Consider the following 15889-nt stretch of genomic DNA (forward strand, 5'->3'; position numbering starts at 1 on the left):
TCTTGAAGCGGGTTCACACGATCGTGGCGGTGCTGGGCATCGCGCTGGCCGGAGGTCTTGCCTGGTGGTGGCAGCAGCGCGGGCCCGCGCCGGCGGCCGCCGCGGCGCCGGCGGGCGCGGCCGCGACGACGGACGTCGCCGCCGTCGAGATCGGCCGCGTGCGCCGCATGCGCCTGGCCGACGAGGCGCAGGCCGTGGGGTCGCTGCGCGCCGCGCAGACCGTCGTGCTCCGGCCCGAGGTGGCCGGCCGCATCTCCGCCTTCGGCTTTCGCAACGGCGAGCGTGTGCGCCGCGGCCAGCTGCTGGTGCAGCTCGACGACACGCTGCAGCAGGCCCAGTTGCGCCAGGCGCAGGCCCAGGCGCAGATCGCGCGCACCAACCTCGCGCGCAGCCGCGAGCTGCTGGCCCAGGGCTTCATCAGCGAGAGCGCGGTCGACCAGAACGCCGCGACGCTGGACGTCGCCGAGGCCCAGGTGGCGCTGGCGCGTGCCGAGGCGCAGCGCATGCGGCTGGTCGCGCCCTTCGACGGCACGGCCGGCATCCGCCGCGTCGACCTGGGCGGCTTCGTGCAGGCCGGCGCCGACATCGTCACGCTGGACGACCTGTCCTCGCTGTCGGTGGACTTCACGCTGCCCGAACGTTACCTGCCGCGCCTGGCCGCCGGCCAGGCGGTGGCGCTGGAGCTGGACGCGCTACCCGGCCAGTCCTTCGTCGGCCGCATCGAGGCGCTGGACACCCAGGTCGAGGCCGAAGGCCGCGCGGTGCTGGTGCGTGCCCGCGTCGCCGACGCCGCCGCGCGCCTGAAGCCCGGCATGTTCGCGCGGCCGCGCGTCGTCTTCGCGGTGCGCGAGGACGCGATCGTCGTGCCCGAGGAAGCGCTGGTGCCCGAAGGCGGTCGCCAGTACGTCTGGAAGGTCGTGCAGGCCGACGGCGGCGCGCGCGCCGAACGGATCGAGGCGCGCATCGGCATGCGCCGGCCCGGCGTCGTCGAGCTTCTCGGCGGCGTGGTCGAAGGTGATGCGGTCGTCACTGCGGGCCATGGCCGGCTGCATGGCGAGCGGCCGGCGGTGCGTGTCGTCGAGCTGCGTTCCGGCGGCGCCGCACCGGCGGCGGCGGCTTCGGCCGCGGCCTGACGGAGGGCCGCGCCGTGCGCCTGTCCGAAACCTCGATCCGCCGCCCGGTGCTGGCGACGGTGATGTCGCTGCTGCTGCTGCTGATCGGCCTGGTCTCGTACCGCGAGCTGACGGTGCGCGAGTACCCGAAGATCGACGAGCCGGTGGTCACGGTGTCGACGACGCTGGTCGGCGCGGCCTCCGAGGTCATCGAGAGCCAGGTGACCAAGCCGCTCGAGGACTCGATCGCCGGCATCGACGGCGTCGACATCATGACCTCGATCTCGCGCACCGAACGCAGCCAGATCACGGTGCGCTTCAAGCTCGAGAAGGACCCGGACACCGCCGCCGCCGAGGTGCGCGACCGCGTCTCGCGTGTGCGCGGGCGGCTGCCGGATGCGGTCGACGAGCCGGTCATCGCCAAGGTCGAGGCCGACGCCACGCCCACCGTCTGGATCGCCTACACCGGCGAAGGCGTCGACCCGCTGCAGCTCACCGAGGTGATCACGCGCGTCATCAAGCCGCGGCTGCAGACCGTGCCCGGCGTCGCCGACGTGCAGATCGGCGGCGACCGCGCCTACTCGATGCGCGTCTGGCTCGACCCCGACCGCCTGGCCGCGTACCGGCTGACGGTGCAGGACGTCGAGGACGCGCTGCGGGCGCAGAACCTGGAGGTGCCGGCCGGCCGCATCGAGAGCCGCCAGCGTGAGTTCAACGTCACCGCGCGCACCGATCTCAACACCGCGGCCCAGTTCGAGCAGGTGGCGCTGAAGACCGTCGCCGGCTACACGGTACGGCTGCGCGACGTCGCGCGCATCGAGGAGGGCGCGGCCAGCGAACGTTCGCGCGTGCGCCTGAACGGCGTGCCCTCGATCAGCACCGGCGTGATCCGCAACGCCACCGCCAACCCGCTGGACGTGTCCGCCGGCGTGCGCGCGCTGCTGCCCGAACTGCAGCGCGAGCTGCCGCCCGGCGTCACCGCGACGCTGGCCAACGACAACTCGGTCTTCATCGACCGCTCCATCAAGGCCGTGTTCCACACCATCGCCGAGGCGGTGGTGCTGGTCGCGCTGGTCGTCTTCGTCTTCCTGCGCACGCTGCGTGCGTCCTTCATCCCGCTGGTGACGATCCCCGTCAGCCTGATCGGCAGCTTCGCGCTGATCGCCGTGGCCGGCTTCTCGATCAACACCCTGACGCTGCTGGCGCTGGTGCTGGCGATCGGCCTCGTCGTCGATGACGCGATCGTCGTGCTGGAGAACATCTTCCGCCACATCGAGGAGGGGCTGACGCCGTTCCAGGCGGCCTTGAAGGGCGTGCGAGAGATCAGCTTCGCGGTCGTCGCGATGACGCTGACGCTGGCCGCGGTGTTCGCGCCGCTGGCCTTCACGCCGGGGCGCACCGGGCGGCTGTTCGGCGAGTTCGCGCTGACGCTGGCCGGCGCGGTGCTGGTCTCGGGCTTCGTCGCCCTGACGCTGACGCCGATGCTGTGCAGCAAGCTGCTGCGCCACGAGACGAATCCGACACGCTTTGACCGCTGGATGGAGCGCGGCCTGGAGCGCCTGTCGGCCGCCTACGGCCACGCGCTTGCGGCGGCGCTGAACCTGCGCTGGGCCGTCGTCGTGGTGATGCTGGCCTGCGCGGCCGCCAGTGCCGCGCTGTTCATGACCGCCAAGAGCGAGCTCGCGCCGATCGAGGACCGCGGCGTGATCATCATGCCGGTGCGTGCGCCCGACGGCTCAACGCTGGAGTACACCGCGCGCTACCTCGACGAGCTCGACGCGATCGCCGCCACCTACCCCGAGTTCGACCGGCGGTTCATGTTCGTCGGCGGCGGCCAGGTCTCCAGCGGCACCGCGGTGATGCGCACCACCGACTGGAGCGAACGCGATCGCACGACCCAGCAACTGGCGCAGGCCCTGCTGCCCGAGGTGCGCCAGCTGCCCGGCGTCAACGTCTTCCCGATCACCCCGCCCAGCCTGGGCCAGGGCTTTCGCGAGCGGCCGCTGAACTTCGTCGTCGTCAGCAGCGACTCCTACGACAACATGGCCAAGGCGACACGCGCGCTGATGGCCGAGATGGCACAGAACCCCAACCTCGTGCAGGTCGACAGCGACCTGGAGCTGAACAAGCCCGAGATCTACCTCGACGTCGACCGCCAGCGTGCCGCCGACATGGGGGTCTCGGTCGACGCCGTCGCGCGCACCGTCGAGACCATGCTCGGCAGCCGCAACGTCACGCGCTACAAACGCGACGCCGAGCAGTACGACGTCATCCTGCAGACCGGCACCAGCGGCCGCGCGACGCCGCAGGACATCGAGAAGCTCTTCGTGCGCAGCGCCGGCGGCGCGATGGTGCCGCTGTCCTCGCTGGTGAGCTTGCGCGAGTCGGTCAGCCCGCGCGAGCTGAACCACTTCAACCAGCGGCGTTCGGTCAGCATCACCGCCTCGCTGGCCCCGGGCTACTCGCTCGGCGAGGCGCTGGCCTTCATGGACGAGGCGGCGGCACGCACGCTGCCGGCCGGCTACGCGACCGAACTCAACGGCGTGAGCCGCGAGTTCCGTGCGTCCTCGGGCGCGCTGGGGCTCGTTTTCGTGCTCGCGCTGCTGTTCATCTTCCTCGTGCTGGCGGCGCAGTTCGAGAGCTTCATCGACCCCTTCGTGATCCTGCTGTCGGTGCCGCTGTCGATGGTCGGTGCGCTGCTCGCGCTCAAGCTCTCGGGCGGCACGCTGAACGTCTATTCGCAGATCGGGCTGGTGACGCTGGTCGGGCTGATCTCCAAACACGGCATCCTGATCGTCGAGTTCTCCAACCAGCTGCGCCGCCAGGGCAAGGCGATGCACGAGGCGGTCGTCGAGGCCGCCAGCCTGCGCCTGCGGCCGATCCTGATGACCACCGGCGCTATGGTGCTGGGTGCGCTGCCGCTGGCGCTGGCCAGCGGCGCCGGCGCCGAGAGCCGGCATCAGATCGGCTGGGTCATCGTCGGCGGCATGTCGCTGGGCACGCTGCTGACGATCTTCGTCGTGCCGACGGTCTACACGCTGCTGGCGCGCGAACGCGTGCCCGGCGAGATCACCGAGGCCGAGGCGGCGCCGGCCGCCTGAGCGCCGCCTTCAGCCCAGCGAGTCGAAGGGCAGGACCTCGACCCGCTCGCCGGCGGCCACCGGCCCACGCTCGTGCGCGAGCACGATCAGGCCGTCGGCGCGGCTCATGCTGCTGAGCATGCCCGAGCCCTGGTCGCCGGTCGGCGTGACTTCCCAGTCGCCGTCGGCGCCGCGTGAGAGCACACCGCGCTGGAACTCGCTGCGGCCCGGGCGTTTCTTCAGCGCCACCGTGGCGCGGGCGACGACGGTCGGCAGCGGGCGCGGCGTTGCGCCGGCCAGGCGCAGCAGCGCGTCGCGTACCAGCACCTGGAAACACACCATCGCCGCCACCGGGTTGCCGGGCAGGCCGAAGAACAGCGTGCCGCCGTGCAGCCGGCCGATCGCCATCGGCCGCCCGGGGCGCAAGGCCAGGCGCCAGAACAGCACCTCGCCGGCGCCGGCCAGCACGGCACGCGTGTGGTCGGCGTCGCCGACGCTGACGCCGCCGGTGCTGACGATCGCGTCGCACTCGGCGCCGGCGCGCAACGCGTCGGCGAGGGCCTGCCGGTCGTCGCGCACATGCCCCAGGTCGACGCCTTCGACGCCCAGGCCTGCGAGCAGCGCGCCCAGCGTCGTGTGGTTGCTGTCGTAGATGCCGCCGGGCGGCAAGGGCTCGCCGGGCGTGGTGAGTTCGTCGCCGGTGCTGAAGAAGGCGATGCGCGGCCGGCGGCGCACGGCGAGCGTCGCCTGGCCCAGCGAAGCGGCGAGGCCCAGGTCCGACGCGCGCAGCCGGCGGCCGGCGGATACGGCGACGCCGCCCTGGCGCAGGTCCTCGCCGCGGCGGCGGCAGTGCTGGCCGGCGCGCACGGCGCCGGCGGGGATCGTCACGCGGCCGTCGGCCAGCGTCACCAGTTCCTGCGGCACGACGCTGTCGTGGCCGGCCGGCAGCGGCGCGCCGGTCATGATGCGGATGCAGGCGTCGGCCGGCGCTGGGCCGTCGAAGCCGTGGCCGGCCAGCGCCTTGCCCGCGACCGGCAGCTCCGTCGCGCCGCCGGCGGCCAGCGCGGCGCCGGCGAACGAATAACCGTCCATCGCCGAGTTGTCCTGCGCCGGCACGTCCAGCGGCGAAACGAGGTCGACGGCCAGCACGCGGCCCAGCGCCTCCTTCAGCGGCAGGATCTCGGTGCCGGCGACCGGCTGCGCCAGGCGGGCAAGCGCGTCCTGCGCCGCGGCCAGCGGCAGGTCGGCTTCGCCGTGGCTCGCCAGGTCCTGGGCGATCGCCGCGATCGGCGTCATGGCCTCAGCCATCGTTGAGCGTCTCCGGGGTGTTGAAGTTGGCGAACGCGGCCTCGTCGTCGAAGTCGACGGCGACACCGCCCATCGTGCGCAGCCAGTGCTCGACGCGGCGTTCGCCGCCGGAGAGCGCGGCTTGCAGCGTCTCGGCCAGCGCCGTGTCGACGAGGCAGAACACCGGATGGGTGCGCGCCGCCCGAGCGTAGCCGATCGGCGCGCCGCCAAGGCCGGCCGCCAGGCGTGCGACGAGGTCGGCCGGGAAAAACGGTGCGTCGCAGGGCACGACGGCCAGCCAGCGCGTGCGCGTGTGGCGCAAGCCGGCCAGCAGCCCGGCCAGCGGCCCGAGCGAGCCGGGCAGCGTGTCGGCCAGCACCGGCACGCCGAAGCCCGCGTAGGTGTCGAGATGGCGGTTGGCGCTGACGGCCAGCGCGCCGACCTGCGGCGCCAACCGTTCGAGCGCGTGCCAGGCCAGCGGCCGGCCGTTCCAGGCGAGCAGGCCTTTGTCGGCGCCGCCCATGCGCCGGCCCAGCCCGCCGGCGAGCACGAGGCCCGTGACCTCGTCGCGCGAGATCTCCGTGGCTGCCATCAGCCGCCGATGTAGTGCATCTCGATGCGGCGCTCGCCTGGCGCGGCGGTGTGTTCGCCGCGCTGCTCGGAGTAGCGGTCGGCGCGTGCCGCCCAGACCAGCCCGATCGCGCCGGCGATCTGCAGGTCGCTCGCGCCGCCGCGCAGCAGCGTGCGCAGGTCGTGCCCGCGCGAGGCGAACAGACAGGTGAAGAGCTTGCCTTCGGTCGACAGCCGGGCGCGGCTGCAGTCGCCGCAGAAGGCCTTGGTGACGCTGGAGATCAGGCCGATCTCGCCGCGCCCGTCACGCCAGCGCCAGCGTTCGGCGGTCTCGTCGGGCGAGGCCGGCAGCAGCGGCTCCAGGCCGAAGGCGGCGTCCAGGCGCTCGCGCACCCGTTCCGACGGCAGCACCTCGTCCAGGCGCCAGCCGTTGCTCGTGCCGACATCCATGTACTCGATGAAACGCAGTCGCACCGCCGGGCCCCAGGTGTCGCGCACGTGGCGCGCCAGCGGCAGGATCTCGTGGTCGTTCACGCCTCGGCGCACGACCATGTTCAGCTTGACCGGCGCGAGGCCCGCTTCGAGCGCCGCGTCGACACCACGCAGCACGTCGGCGACCGGAAAGTCGACGTCGTTCATGCGCCGGAAGACCGCGTCGTCCAAGGCGTCCAGGCTCACCGTCACGCGCGTCAGCCCGGCCTCGCGCAGCGGGCGGGCCAGCCGCGCCAGCAGGCTGCCGTTGGTCGTCAGCGTCAGCTCGGGCGGCGTGCCGTCGACGGTGCGCAGCGTCGCGAGCTGTTCGACCAGCGTCGGCAGCTGCTTGCGCAGCAGCGGCTCGCCACCGGTCAGGCGGATCTTGCGCACGCCGTGGGCCAGGAAGACCGAGGCCACGCGCGTGATCTCCTCGAAGCTCAGCAGCGCCTCGTGGGGCAGGAAGCGGTAGCGCGTGTCGAAGACTTCGCGCGGCATGCAGTAGCCGCAGCGGAAGTTGCAGCGGTCGGTGACCGAGATGCGCAGGTCACGCAGCGGGCGCTCGAGCCGGTCGACAAGGTGTCCGCTCGGCGCTGCCGGGTCGGCAGGCACCACCAGCGGTGCCGCGGCCACGCGCAGATCGGCCAGAGGAATGACGCTTTCGCCCATCCCGCGATTGTGCCGGGTTGACGTCCGGCAAGCGCGTCGGGGTCTCCCGGTCAGTTCCGGGGCTGGACGGTCTCGGCCCGGGCCGCGTCGTCGAGGTCGGCGCGGCGTGCGCCGTTGAAGCGCTTCATCCAGTAGGACTGGCGCATGTCCTCGATGCGGACTTCGCTGCCGGTGCGCGGCGCGTGGATGAACTTGCCGTCGCCGATGTAGATGCCGACGTGCGAGAAGGCGCGCCGCATCGTGTTGAAGAACACCAGGTCGCCGGGTTTGAGCTCGTCGCGCGAGACCTTGGTCAGCGCGCCGTCCTTGGCCTGCTGGTCGGCGCGGCGCGGCAGCACCAGGCCCAGGCTGCGTTCGAAGACGTGACGCGTGAAGCCGCTGCAGTCGAAACCTTCCTCGGCGCTGTTGCCGCCGCGGCGGTAGGGCACGCCGAGGAAGTTCATCGCCGACATCACCAGGTCGGACGCGGTGTCGCGCACCTGCTGGACGAGGCCCTGGGTGGTGTCCGACACGGCCGTTGCCGACGGCACCAGGCCCTTTTGCAGCAGCAGCTGCATTACGGCATCGCTGTTCTGGGAGGGGGTGGGCGGCGTTTCCGGGGCCGCCGAGGCGCCGAAGACTGCGGCGGCGGCGAAGCCGGCGACACAGAGGCGGAGAAGGCGGGGACGGAAAGGCATCGGCGGGCGAGCATAGGGGCCAACCCCAGCAGTGTCAACGTTGGCTGCAGGGGCACTATGCTCGGCCGTGCCGGATGCACGTTTCGAAGTTGTCGACGCGCAGGCCGGCGCACTGTCTTGGAGGGAACGCATGTTCCGTGGATTGCTGTTGGAGAAGGGCGAGGGCGGCTTCGGCGCGCGCCTCGCGGAGATCGACGAATCGAGCCTGCCGGGTGCCGACGGCGCCGACGTGCTGGTGCAGCCCGAGTACTCGACGCTGAACTACAAGGACGCACTGGCGATCACGAACCGCGCGCCGGTCGTGCGTGCCTGGCCGATGGTGCCGGGCATCGACGGCGCCGGCACCGTGCTGGAGAGCGCCCACCCGGACTGGAAGCCCGGCGACCGTTTCGTGCTCAACGGCTGGGGCGTCGGCGAGACGCACTGGGGCTGTCTGGCCGAACGTGCGCGCCTGAAGGGCGACTGGCTGGTCAAGCTGCCCGCGGCCTTCACGCCGCGCCAGGCGATGGCCATCGGCACCGCCGGCTACACGGCGATGCTGTGCGTGCTGGCATTGGAGGCGCACGGCGTCGTGCCCGGTGATGGCGAGGTGCTGGTCACCGGCGCCAGTGGCGGCGTCGGCAGCGTCGCGATCGCGCTGCTGGCCAGGCTGGGCCACCGCGTCGTCGCGGTCAGCGGCAAACCCGACGCGGCCGACTACCTGAAGTCGCTCGGCGCCGCCGAGGTGCTCGACCGCGCCGCGTTCACCGCCCCCGGCAAGCCGCTGCAGAAGGAACGCTGGGCCGCCGCCGTCGACGCCGTCGGCAGCCACACGCTGGCCAACGTGCTGGCGCAGACACGCTATGGCGGCGTCGTCGCCGCCTGCGGCCTGGCGCAAGGCCTGGACCTGCCGGCCAGCGTCGCGCCGTTCATCCTGCGCGGCGTCACGCTGGCCGGCATCGACAGCGTGATGGCGCCCAAGGCGCGCCGCGAAGCCGCCTGGCAGCGCCTGGCGCGTGACCTCGATGCGACGCTGCTGGAGCGCATCGCGAGCGAGGTTTCACTGGATTTCGCGATCGCCAAGGCTGCCGAATTGATGGAAGGCAAGGTGACCGGGCGAGTGGTGGTGCGTATCGCCTCCTGAGTCAGCGGCTCGTCAGCGCCTGGTCTCTTAATCCGCGCCCATAACGAGGAGACAACGATGACCGATTACGCCGAGTTTCATCGTCGATCGCTGCAGGATCGCGACGCGTTCTGGGCCGAACAGGCCAGGCTGATCGACTGGCACAAGCCTTTCGAGCAGGTCTGCGACTACAGCCGGGCGCCGTTCGCGAAGTGGTTCGTCGGTGGCGAGACCAATCTCTGCCACAACGCCGTCGACCGCCACCTCGCGACGCGTGCCGACCAGAACGCGCTGATCTACGTCTCCACCGAGACGAACCAGGAGCGCATCTACAGCTACCGCGAACTGCACGCCGAGGTGCAGCGCATGGCCGCGACGCTGCAGAGCCTGGGCGTGAAGAAGGGCGACCGGGTGCTGGTCTACATGCCGATGGTCCCCGAGGCGGCGTTCGCGATGCTCGCCTGCACGCGCATCGGCGCGCTGCACTCGGTGGTCTTCGGCGGTTTCGCCAGCGTCAGCCTGGCCACGCGCATCGACGACGCCGAACCGACGGTCATCGTCAGCGCCGACGCCGGCAGCCGCGGCGGCAAGGTCGTGCCTTACAAGCCGCTGCTCGACGAGGCCATCCGCCTCGCCAACCACAAGCCGCAGAAGGTGCTGATGGTCGACCGCGGCCTCGTCGCCTTCGACCGCGTCGAAGGCCGCGACGAGGACTACGCCAGCTGGCGCGAGTGCCACTTCAAGACCGAGGTGCCCTGCGAGTGGGTGGAGGCCACGCACCCGAGCTACACGCTCTACACCAGCGGCACCACCGGCAAGCCCAAGGGCGTGCAGCGCGACACCGGCGGCTACGCCGTGGCGCTGGCCGCCAGCATGGAGAAGATCTACCTCTGCAAGCCGGGCGAGACCTTCTTCTCGACCAGCGACATCGGCTGGGTCGTCGGCCACAGCTACATCATCTACGGCCCGCTGCTCGGCGGCTGCGCGACCATCATGTACGAGGGCCTGCCGATCCGCCCCGACGCCGCCGTCTGGTGGAGCCTGGTCGAGAAGTACAAGGTCACCTCGATGTTCAGCGCGCCGACCGCGGTGCGCGTGCTGAAGAAGCAGGACCCGGCGGCGCTGAAGAAGCACGACCTGTCCAGCCTGCGCGCGCTGTTCCTCGCCGGCGAGCCGCTGGACGAGCCGACCGCGACCTGGATCGCCGACGCGCTGGGCAAGCCGATCATCGACAACTACTGGCAGACCGAAACCGGCTGGCCGATCCTCAGCCTGTGCAACGGCGTCGAGGCCGCGAAGAGCAAGTTCGGCTCGCCGGGCAAGGCGGTCTACGGCTACGACGTCAAGCTGCTCGACGAACACAGCGGCGAGGAGCTCAAGGGCGCCGGCCAGAAGGGCGTCGTCGCGATCGAGGGCCCGCTGCCGCCGGGCTGCATGCAGACCGTCTGGCGTGACGACAAGCGTTTCGTCAACACCTACTGGAGCAGTGTGCCCAGCAAGCTGGTCTACAGCACCTTCGACTGGGGCATCCGCGACGAGGACGGCTACTTCTTCATCCTCGGCCGTACCGACGACGTCATCAATGTCGCCGGCCACCGCCTGGGCACGCGCGAGATCGAAGAGAGCATCTCCAGCCATCCGATGGTGGCCGAGGTCGCCGTCGTCGGCGTCGCGGACCACCTGAAGGGCCAGGTCGCGATGGCCTTCGCGGTGCTGAAGGACCCGTCGGTCATCGCCACCGAGGCCGACGCGCTGAAGCTCGAGGGGCAGGTGATGAAGCTCGTCGACGATCAGCTCGGCGCCGTCGCGCGCCCGGCGCGTGTGCGCTTCGTCGCCACGCTGCCCAAGACCCGTTCGGGCAAGCTGCTGCGCCGCGCGATCCAGGCCGTCTGCGAGGCCCGCGACCCGGGCGACCTGACGACGATCGAGGATCCGACGGCGCTGCAGCAGATCCGCGACCTCGTCACGCCCGCGGCCTGAGCGCGCGCCCTCCGCGGAGGGCGCCCCGCGGAGCGATGGAGCGGTGCCGCCGGCGCCGCCAGACTCGGCCCCCGACGCTGATGCGAAGGGGGCCGAATGCTGTTGACTCGACGCGATTTCTGGGCGGCTGCGCTCGCCTGCTGCAGCCTGCCGGGCCGCGCGGGCGAGGCGCCGCCGGCCGTGATGCTGGCGCGCGAAGCGCGGCTCGGCGTGGACCCGGCGGGCTTTCTCGTCAGCGAGAAGCTCGACGGCGTGCGGGCGGTCTGGGACGGGCGGCGCCTGCGTTTTCGCAGCGGCCGCGACGTCGTCGCGCCGCCGGGCTTCGTCGCCCGGCTGCCACCGGTGGCGCTGGACGGCGAGCTCTGGCTGGGGCGCGGCACTTTCGAGGCCGTCTCGGGCCTGGTACGGCGCGAGTCACCCGACGATGCCCGCTGGCGCGCGCTGCGTTACTGCGTCTTCGACCTGCCCGGCGCACCGGGGCCGTTCGCCGAGCGTGCGCGCCGCCTGGCCGACCTGGCGCGCGGCACGACCGCCTTCGTCGCCGTCGAGCAGCGCACGGTCGCGTCGGCCGGCGCGCTGAACGTCTGGCTCGACGAGGTCGTGACCGGCGGCGGCGAAGGCCTGGTGCTGCACCGTGCCGACGCCGTCTGGCAGCCCGGCCGCAGCGACGCGCTGCTCAAGCTCAAGCCGCAGCAGGACGCCGAGGCGGTGGTCGTCGGCCACGTCGGCGGCCAGGGCCGGCTCGAAGGCCGGATGGGCGCCTTGCGCGTGCGCGCCGACGACGGCACCGAGTTCCTGCTCGGCACCGGCTTCAGCGACGCCGAACGCGCGGCGCCGCCGCCCGTCGGCACGGTCGTCAGCTACCGCTACCGCGGCCGCACCGCGGCCGGCGTGCCGCGGTTCGCCAGCTTTCTGCGCGTGCGCGAGTTCTGACCCCGGGCTTTAAAGCACCTCGCTCGCGAAGTCGGCCAGGCGCGAACGTTCGCCGCGCGCCAGCGTCAGGTGGCCGCCGTGCGGCCAGCCCTTGAAGCGGTCGACGGCGTAGGTCAGGCCGCTGGAGCCTTCGGTCAGGTAGGGCGTGTCGATCTGCGCCAGGTTGCCCAGGCAGACGATCTTCGTGCCCGGGCCGGCGCGCGTGATCAGCGTCTTCATCTGCTTGGGCGTCAGGTTCTGCGCCTCGTCGATGATCACGTACTTGTTCAGGAAGGTGCGTCCGCGCATGAAGTTCAGGCTCTTGATCTTGATCTTCGCGCGCACCAGGTCGTTGGTCGCGGCCCGGCCCCATTCGCCGGCGCTGGCGTCGCTGCGCGCCAGCACCTCGAGGTTGTCGTCGAGCGCGCCCATCCACGGGCCCATCTTCTCTTCCTCGTTGCCGGGCAGGAAACCGATGTCGTCGCCCACCGGCACCGTCACGCGGGTGACGATGATCTCGCTGTAGCGGCGTTCGTCGAGCACCTGGGCCAGGCCCGCGGCCAGTGTCATCAGCGTCTTGCCGGTGCCGGCGGTGCCGGTCAGGGTGACGAAGTCGCACTCCGGGTCCATCAGCAGGTTCAGCGCGAAGTTCTGCTCGCGGTTGCGCGCGGTGACGCCCCAGACGGCGTTCTTGCCGTGGGTGTAGTCGCGCAGCGTCTTCAGCACCGCGGTCTTGCCGGTGATCTCGGCCACGCGCGCGTACAGCGGCGCCGCGCCCGGGGTCTCGAGGTAGACGAACTGGTTGATCAGCAGCGCCGGCACCAGCGGCCCGCTGATGCGGTAGAAGGTGTTGCCGCCCTGCTGCCAGCTCTCCATCGTCTTGCCGTGGCGCTCCCAGAAGTCGGCCGGCAGCGGCAGCACGCCGGTGTAGAGCAGGTCGCCGTCTTCCAGCGTCTTGTCGTTGAAGTAGTCCTCGGCGGGCAGGCCCAGCGCACGCGCCTTGACGCGCATGTTGATGTCCTTGGACACCAGCACGACTTCGCGGTCTTTGCGCTGCTCGCGCAGCGCCTGCACGACACCCAGGATCTGGTTGTCGGCCTTGCCCTGCGGCAGACCGGCCGGCAGCTTCACGTCCAGCAGCATGGTCTGGAAGAACAGCTTGCCGCCGGCCTCGCGGTGGCCGGTCTTGGCCAGCGGGATGCCCGACTGGGAATCGACGGAGCCGTTCTCGCCGGTGAAGGTGGCCAGCGCGTCGAGTTCGCGGCTGACCTGACGCGCGTTGCGCGCGACCTCGCTCATGCCCTTCTTGTGGCCGTCGAGCTCCTCCAGCGTGATCATCGGCAGGAAGACGTCGTGCTCGTCGAAGCGGAACAGGCAGGTCGGGTCGTGCATCAGCACGTTGGTGTCGAGCACGAAGAGCTTGACCGGGCCGGTGCCACGCGGCGAACGCGTGCGGGCGCGCGGCGTGGGGGCCGGAGCCGGCGTCGGGGCGGCGGGCGCCGGCGCGGGCAGCGGCGCCGGCCGGCGCGCGGAGACGACGGCGCCGCCGTCGTGCAGTTCCAGCGGGGCTTGCTCCGGCACGGCTTCGGGCGCCGCGGCCTTCAGCGTGCGCTTGCGCGGTTTCGGGGCGGCCTGCGACTCGTAGTCGGCGGCAGCGAGCAGGTCGGCTTTCTTCGTCGGAGGCTTGGGCAGGGGCATGGTGGGCTCAGGAAAAAGCAAAAAGCCGCACGGCGGACCGTGCGGCTTTCGGCGGGAGCGGGGAGAGGGCACCGCAGCGGCGGTGCCGGACACGCTGGCGTTCGATCTCAGGCTGCCTGCTTGAGGGCTTGCACGGCCTTGAGCACTTCATCGACGTGGCCGGCGACCTTGATGCCGCGCCACTCGGCACGCATCACGCCGTCGGCGCCGATGAGGAAGGTGCTGCGTTCGATGCCCTTGACCTTCTTGCCGTACATGATCTTGTTCTTGACCACGCCGAACATGTGGCAGAGCTTCTCTTCGGTGTCCGCGATCAGCTCGAAGGGCAGCTCCAGGGCCTGCTTGAACTTCTCGTGCGACGCGAGGTTGTCCCGCGAGACCCCGAAGACCACCGCGCCGGCGGCGAGGAAGTCCTGGTGGCGGTCGCGGAACTGCATCGCCTCGGTGGTGCAACCGGGCGTGGCGTCCTTGGGGTAGAAGTACAGCACCACCGCGTGGCCGAGGTTCGCAGATGGCGTGAACTTCACGCCGCTGGTCGCGAAGGCTTCGAATTCCGGAAGGGTCTTGTTGACAACAGGCGTCATGGATGGTGTTCTCGGAACGTAGGCAGCCGTCGCCGGCTCAACACGTGATTATAAAACGCCGGCATTACGCCCCATCGCCCTCCAAAACCAGAGCCGCCACGACCTCCCGTTCTTCGGCTGCCAGAACGTTGTAGGTACGGCACGCCGCGGCGGTGTCCATGGTCTCGAAGCCGATGCGGCGCTCGATCAGCGGGCGCAGCAGCGCCGGGGGCAGGAAGCGAAGGCGCCGGCCCGAGCCGAAGATCACCAGCTCCGGCCGCAGCGCGGCGATGCGCTCGAAGTGCTCGGCAGTCAGCGTCTCCAGCGACGGCGCGTCCCAGGGCAGCACCTCCCCCTTCCAGGGCACGACGATGCTGTGCTCGTGGGCGGTTGGCCCCACCCACACCCGGCCGGCGTCGTGACGCGTGATCACGTTGCCGCCGCTGAAGCTGTCCGGCTGGAATTTCATGCGTGGATAATTCTAGGTTCCCTCACGAAAGCCGCCTGCCTTGAAGCCCATCGCCAAGTCCAGCAAGCTCGCCAACGTCGGTTACGACATCCGCGGTCCGGTGCTCGACAAGGCCCGGCAGATGGAGGAGGAGGGCCAGCGCATCATCAAGCTGAACATCGGCAACGTTGCCGCCTTCGGCCTGATGCCCCCGGACGAGATCGTCCAGGACATGATCCACAACCTGCCGTCGCAGGTGGCCGCCGGCTACACCGACAGCAAGGGCCTGTTCGCGCCGCGCAAGGCGGTGGTGCACTACACCCAGGAGAAACGCATCGCCGGCGTGACCGTCGACGACGTCTACCTGGGCAACGGCGCTTCCGAGCTGATCGCGATGAGCATGAACGCGCTGCTCGACGCCGGCGACGAGGTGCTGATCCCCTCGCCCGACTACCCGCTGCACACCGCGGTGGTGTCGCTGTCCGGCGGCACGCCGGTGCACTACCGCTGCGACGAAGGCTCGGGCTGGCTGCCCGACCTCGACGACATCCGCGCCAAGGTGAGCCCCAACACCAAGGCCATCGTCGTCATCAACCCGAACAACCCGACCGGCGCGCTTTACCCGGTGGACCTGCTGAAGGACATCGTCGAGATCGCGCGCCAGCACCAGCTGATCGTCTTCGCCGACGAGATCTACGACAAGACGCTGTACGACGGTGCCGAGCACACCAGCATCGCCTCGCTGGCCGACGACGTGCTCTTCGTCACCTTCAACGGCCTGTCCAAGAACTACCGCTCGTGCGGCTACCGCTCGGGCTGGATGGTGGTCTCCGGCGAGAAGCGCTACGCCAAGGACTACATCGAGGGCCTGAACATGCTCGCCTCGATGCGCCTGTGCGCCAATACGCCGGGCCAGATGGCGATCCAGACCGCGCTCGGCGGCTACCAGAGCATCAAGGACCTCGTCGCCCCGGGCGGCCGGCTGCTCAAGCAGCGCGACCTCGCCTGGGAGATGATGAACGCGATCCCCGGCGTCAGCGTCGTCAAGCCGAAGGCGGCGCTGTACATGTTCCCGCGGCTGGACCCCAAGGTCTACCCGATCGCCGACGACCAGCAGTTCGCCTACGAGCTGCTGGAGCAGGAGCGTGTGCTGATCGTGCAGGGCACCGGCTTCAACTGGCCCGAACCCGACCACTTCCGCCTCGTCTTCCTGCCCAACCTCGACGACCTGACCGAGGCCATCGGCCGCATCGAGCGTTTCCTCGCCGGCTACCGCAAACGCCACTCCCTTTAAGCCACCCGGGCCGCCGCGCCGGCCCT

At 70.9% G+C, this 15889-nt stretch carries 13 protein-coding genes; 6 read left to right on the top strand and 7 right to left on the bottom strand.

Annotation, left to right across the window (positions count from 1 at the left end; genetic code table 11):
* The first annotated feature begins 2 nt into the window (after positions 1-2).
* Together EV684_RS06810 and EV684_RS06815 are read left to right on the top strand one after the other, a co-directional pair.
* Entirely contained in the window at positions 3-1133 is a 1131-nt protein-coding gene (locus EV684_RS06810; RefSeq protein ID WP_207184279.1) for an efflux RND transporter periplasmic adaptor subunit, read from the top strand.
* A gap of 14 nt (positions 1134-1147) precedes the next feature.
* Entirely contained in the window at positions 1148-4213 is a 3066-nt protein-coding gene (locus tag EV684_RS06815; protein WP_132645499.1) for an efflux RND transporter permease subunit, read from the top strand.
* 9 nt (positions 4214-4222) lie between these two features.
* Here the strand turns inward: EV684_RS06815 and moeA are convergent, their stop codons facing one another.
* From moeA to EV684_RS06835, 4 genes are read right to left on the bottom strand one after another with little or no spacing between them, the layout of a single operon-like run.
* Positions 4223-5500 carry a molybdopterin molybdotransferase MoeA gene (moeA, locus tag EV684_RS06820; protein WP_132645501.1) on the bottom strand — a complete coding sequence of 426 codons (1278 nt, stop codon included), beginning with the start codon at positions 5498-5500 and terminating at the stop codon, positions 4223-4225.
* The gene (mobA, locus tag EV684_RS06825; protein ID WP_132645503.1) at positions 5493-6071 is read right to left on the bottom strand and encodes a molybdenum cofactor guanylyltransferase MobA; all 579 of its coding nucleotides are present in this window, start codon (positions 6069-6071) and stop codon (positions 5493-5495) included. The genes moeA and mobA overlap by 8 nt, the downstream gene beginning before the upstream one ends.
* Positions 6071-7189 carry a GTP 3',8-cyclase MoaA gene (moaA, locus tag EV684_RS06830; protein WP_132645504.1) on the bottom strand — a complete coding sequence of 373 codons (1119 nt, stop codon included), beginning with the start codon at positions 7187-7189 and terminating at the stop codon, positions 6071-6073. The genes mobA and moaA overlap by 1 nt, the downstream gene beginning before the upstream one ends.
* 50 nt (positions 7190-7239) lie before the next feature.
* Positions 7240-7866: a C40 family peptidase gene (locus tag EV684_RS06835; protein ID WP_132645506.1), complete on the bottom strand. Its 627-nt coding sequence runs from the start codon at positions 7864-7866 to the stop codon at positions 7240-7242.
* Positions 7867-7996: 130 nt separating this feature from the next.
* Between EV684_RS06835 and acuI the strand changes: the two genes are divergently transcribed.
* From acuI to EV684_RS06850, 3 genes are all read left to right on the top strand, one after another.
* Complete coding sequence (acuI, locus tag EV684_RS06840; RefSeq protein ID WP_132645508.1) at positions 7997-8989, top strand: acrylyl-CoA reductase (NADPH); 993 nt, start codon at positions 7997-7999, stop codon at positions 8987-8989.
* Positions 8990-9019: 30 nt separating this feature from the next.
* A complete protein-coding gene (locus EV684_RS06845) occupies positions 9020-10948 on the top strand; it encodes a propionate--CoA ligase (RefSeq protein ID WP_259375546.1) in 1929 nt (642 codons plus the stop codon).
* Between the two features lie 96 nt (positions 10949-11044).
* Entirely contained in the window at positions 11045-11881 is an 837-nt protein-coding gene (locus tag EV684_RS06850) for a DNA ligase (protein ID WP_132645512.1), read from the top strand.
* A gap of 9 nt (positions 11882-11890) precedes the next feature.
* On the opposite strand, the gene EV684_RS06855 is transcribed toward EV684_RS06850, so the two are convergent.
* From EV684_RS06855 to EV684_RS06865, 3 genes are all read right to left on the bottom strand, one after another.
* A complete protein-coding gene (locus tag EV684_RS06855; protein ID WP_132645514.1) occupies positions 11891-13558 on the bottom strand; it encodes a PhoH family protein in 1668 nt (555 codons plus the stop codon).
* A 107-nt stretch (positions 13559-13665) separates the two neighbouring features.
* A complete protein-coding gene (locus EV684_RS06860) occupies positions 13666-14142 on the bottom strand; it encodes a peroxiredoxin (protein WP_132645515.1) in 477 nt (158 codons plus the stop codon).
* Between the two features lie 64 nt (positions 14143-14206).
* Positions 14207-14590 carry an Mth938-like domain-containing protein gene (locus tag EV684_RS06865; protein ID WP_132645517.1) on the bottom strand — a complete coding sequence of 128 codons (384 nt, stop codon included), beginning with the start codon at positions 14588-14590 and terminating at the stop codon, positions 14207-14209.
* A 40-nt stretch (positions 14591-14630) separates the two neighbouring features.
* On the opposite strand from EV684_RS06865, the gene EV684_RS06870 reads away from it, so the two are divergent.
* Positions 14631-15863, top strand: a complete 1233-nt coding sequence (locus EV684_RS06870; protein WP_132645519.1) for a pyridoxal phosphate-dependent aminotransferase — start codon at positions 14631-14633, stop codon at positions 15861-15863.
* Positions 15864-15889 lie beyond the last annotated feature (26 nt).

It is taken from the genome of Rubrivivax gelatinosus (assembly GCF_004340905.1).
Classification (GTDB): domain Bacteria; phylum Pseudomonadota; class Gammaproteobacteria; order Burkholderiales; family Burkholderiaceae_C; genus Rubrivivax; species Rubrivivax gelatinosus.

Coding starts and splice junctions, on each gene's coding strand:
- moeA (WP_132645501.1), bottom strand. CDS start 5,500: ATGGCTGAGGCCATGACGCCGATCGCGGCGATCGCCCAGGACCTGGCG.
- mobA (WP_132645503.1), bottom strand. CDS start 6,071: ATGGCAGCCACGGAGATCTCGCGCGACGAGGTCACGGGCCTCGTGCTC.
- moaA (WP_132645504.1), bottom strand. CDS start 7,189: ATGGGCGAAAGCGTCATTCCTCTGGCCGATCTGCGCGTGGCCGCGGCA.
- EV684_RS06835 (WP_132645506.1), bottom strand. CDS start 7,866: ATGCCTTTCCGTCCCCGCCTTCTCCGCCTCTGTGTCGCCGGCTTCGCC.
- acuI (WP_132645508.1), top strand. CDS start 7,997: ATGTTCCGTGGATTGCTGTTGGAGAAGGGCGAGGGCGGCTTCGGCGCG.
- EV684_RS06850 (WP_132645512.1), top strand. CDS start 11,045: ATGCTGTTGACTCGACGCGATTTCTGGGCGGCTGCGCTCGCCTGCTGC.
- EV684_RS06855 (WP_132645514.1), bottom strand. CDS start 13,558: ATGCCCCTGCCCAAGCCTCCGACGAAGAAAGCCGACCTGCTCGCTGCC.
- EV684_RS06860 (WP_132645515.1), bottom strand. CDS start 14,142: ATGACGCCTGTTGTCAACAAGACCCTTCCGGAATTCGAAGCCTTCGCG.
- EV684_RS06865 (WP_132645517.1), bottom strand. CDS start 14,590: ATGAAATTCCAGCCGGACAGCTTCAGCGGCGGCAACGTGATCACGCGT.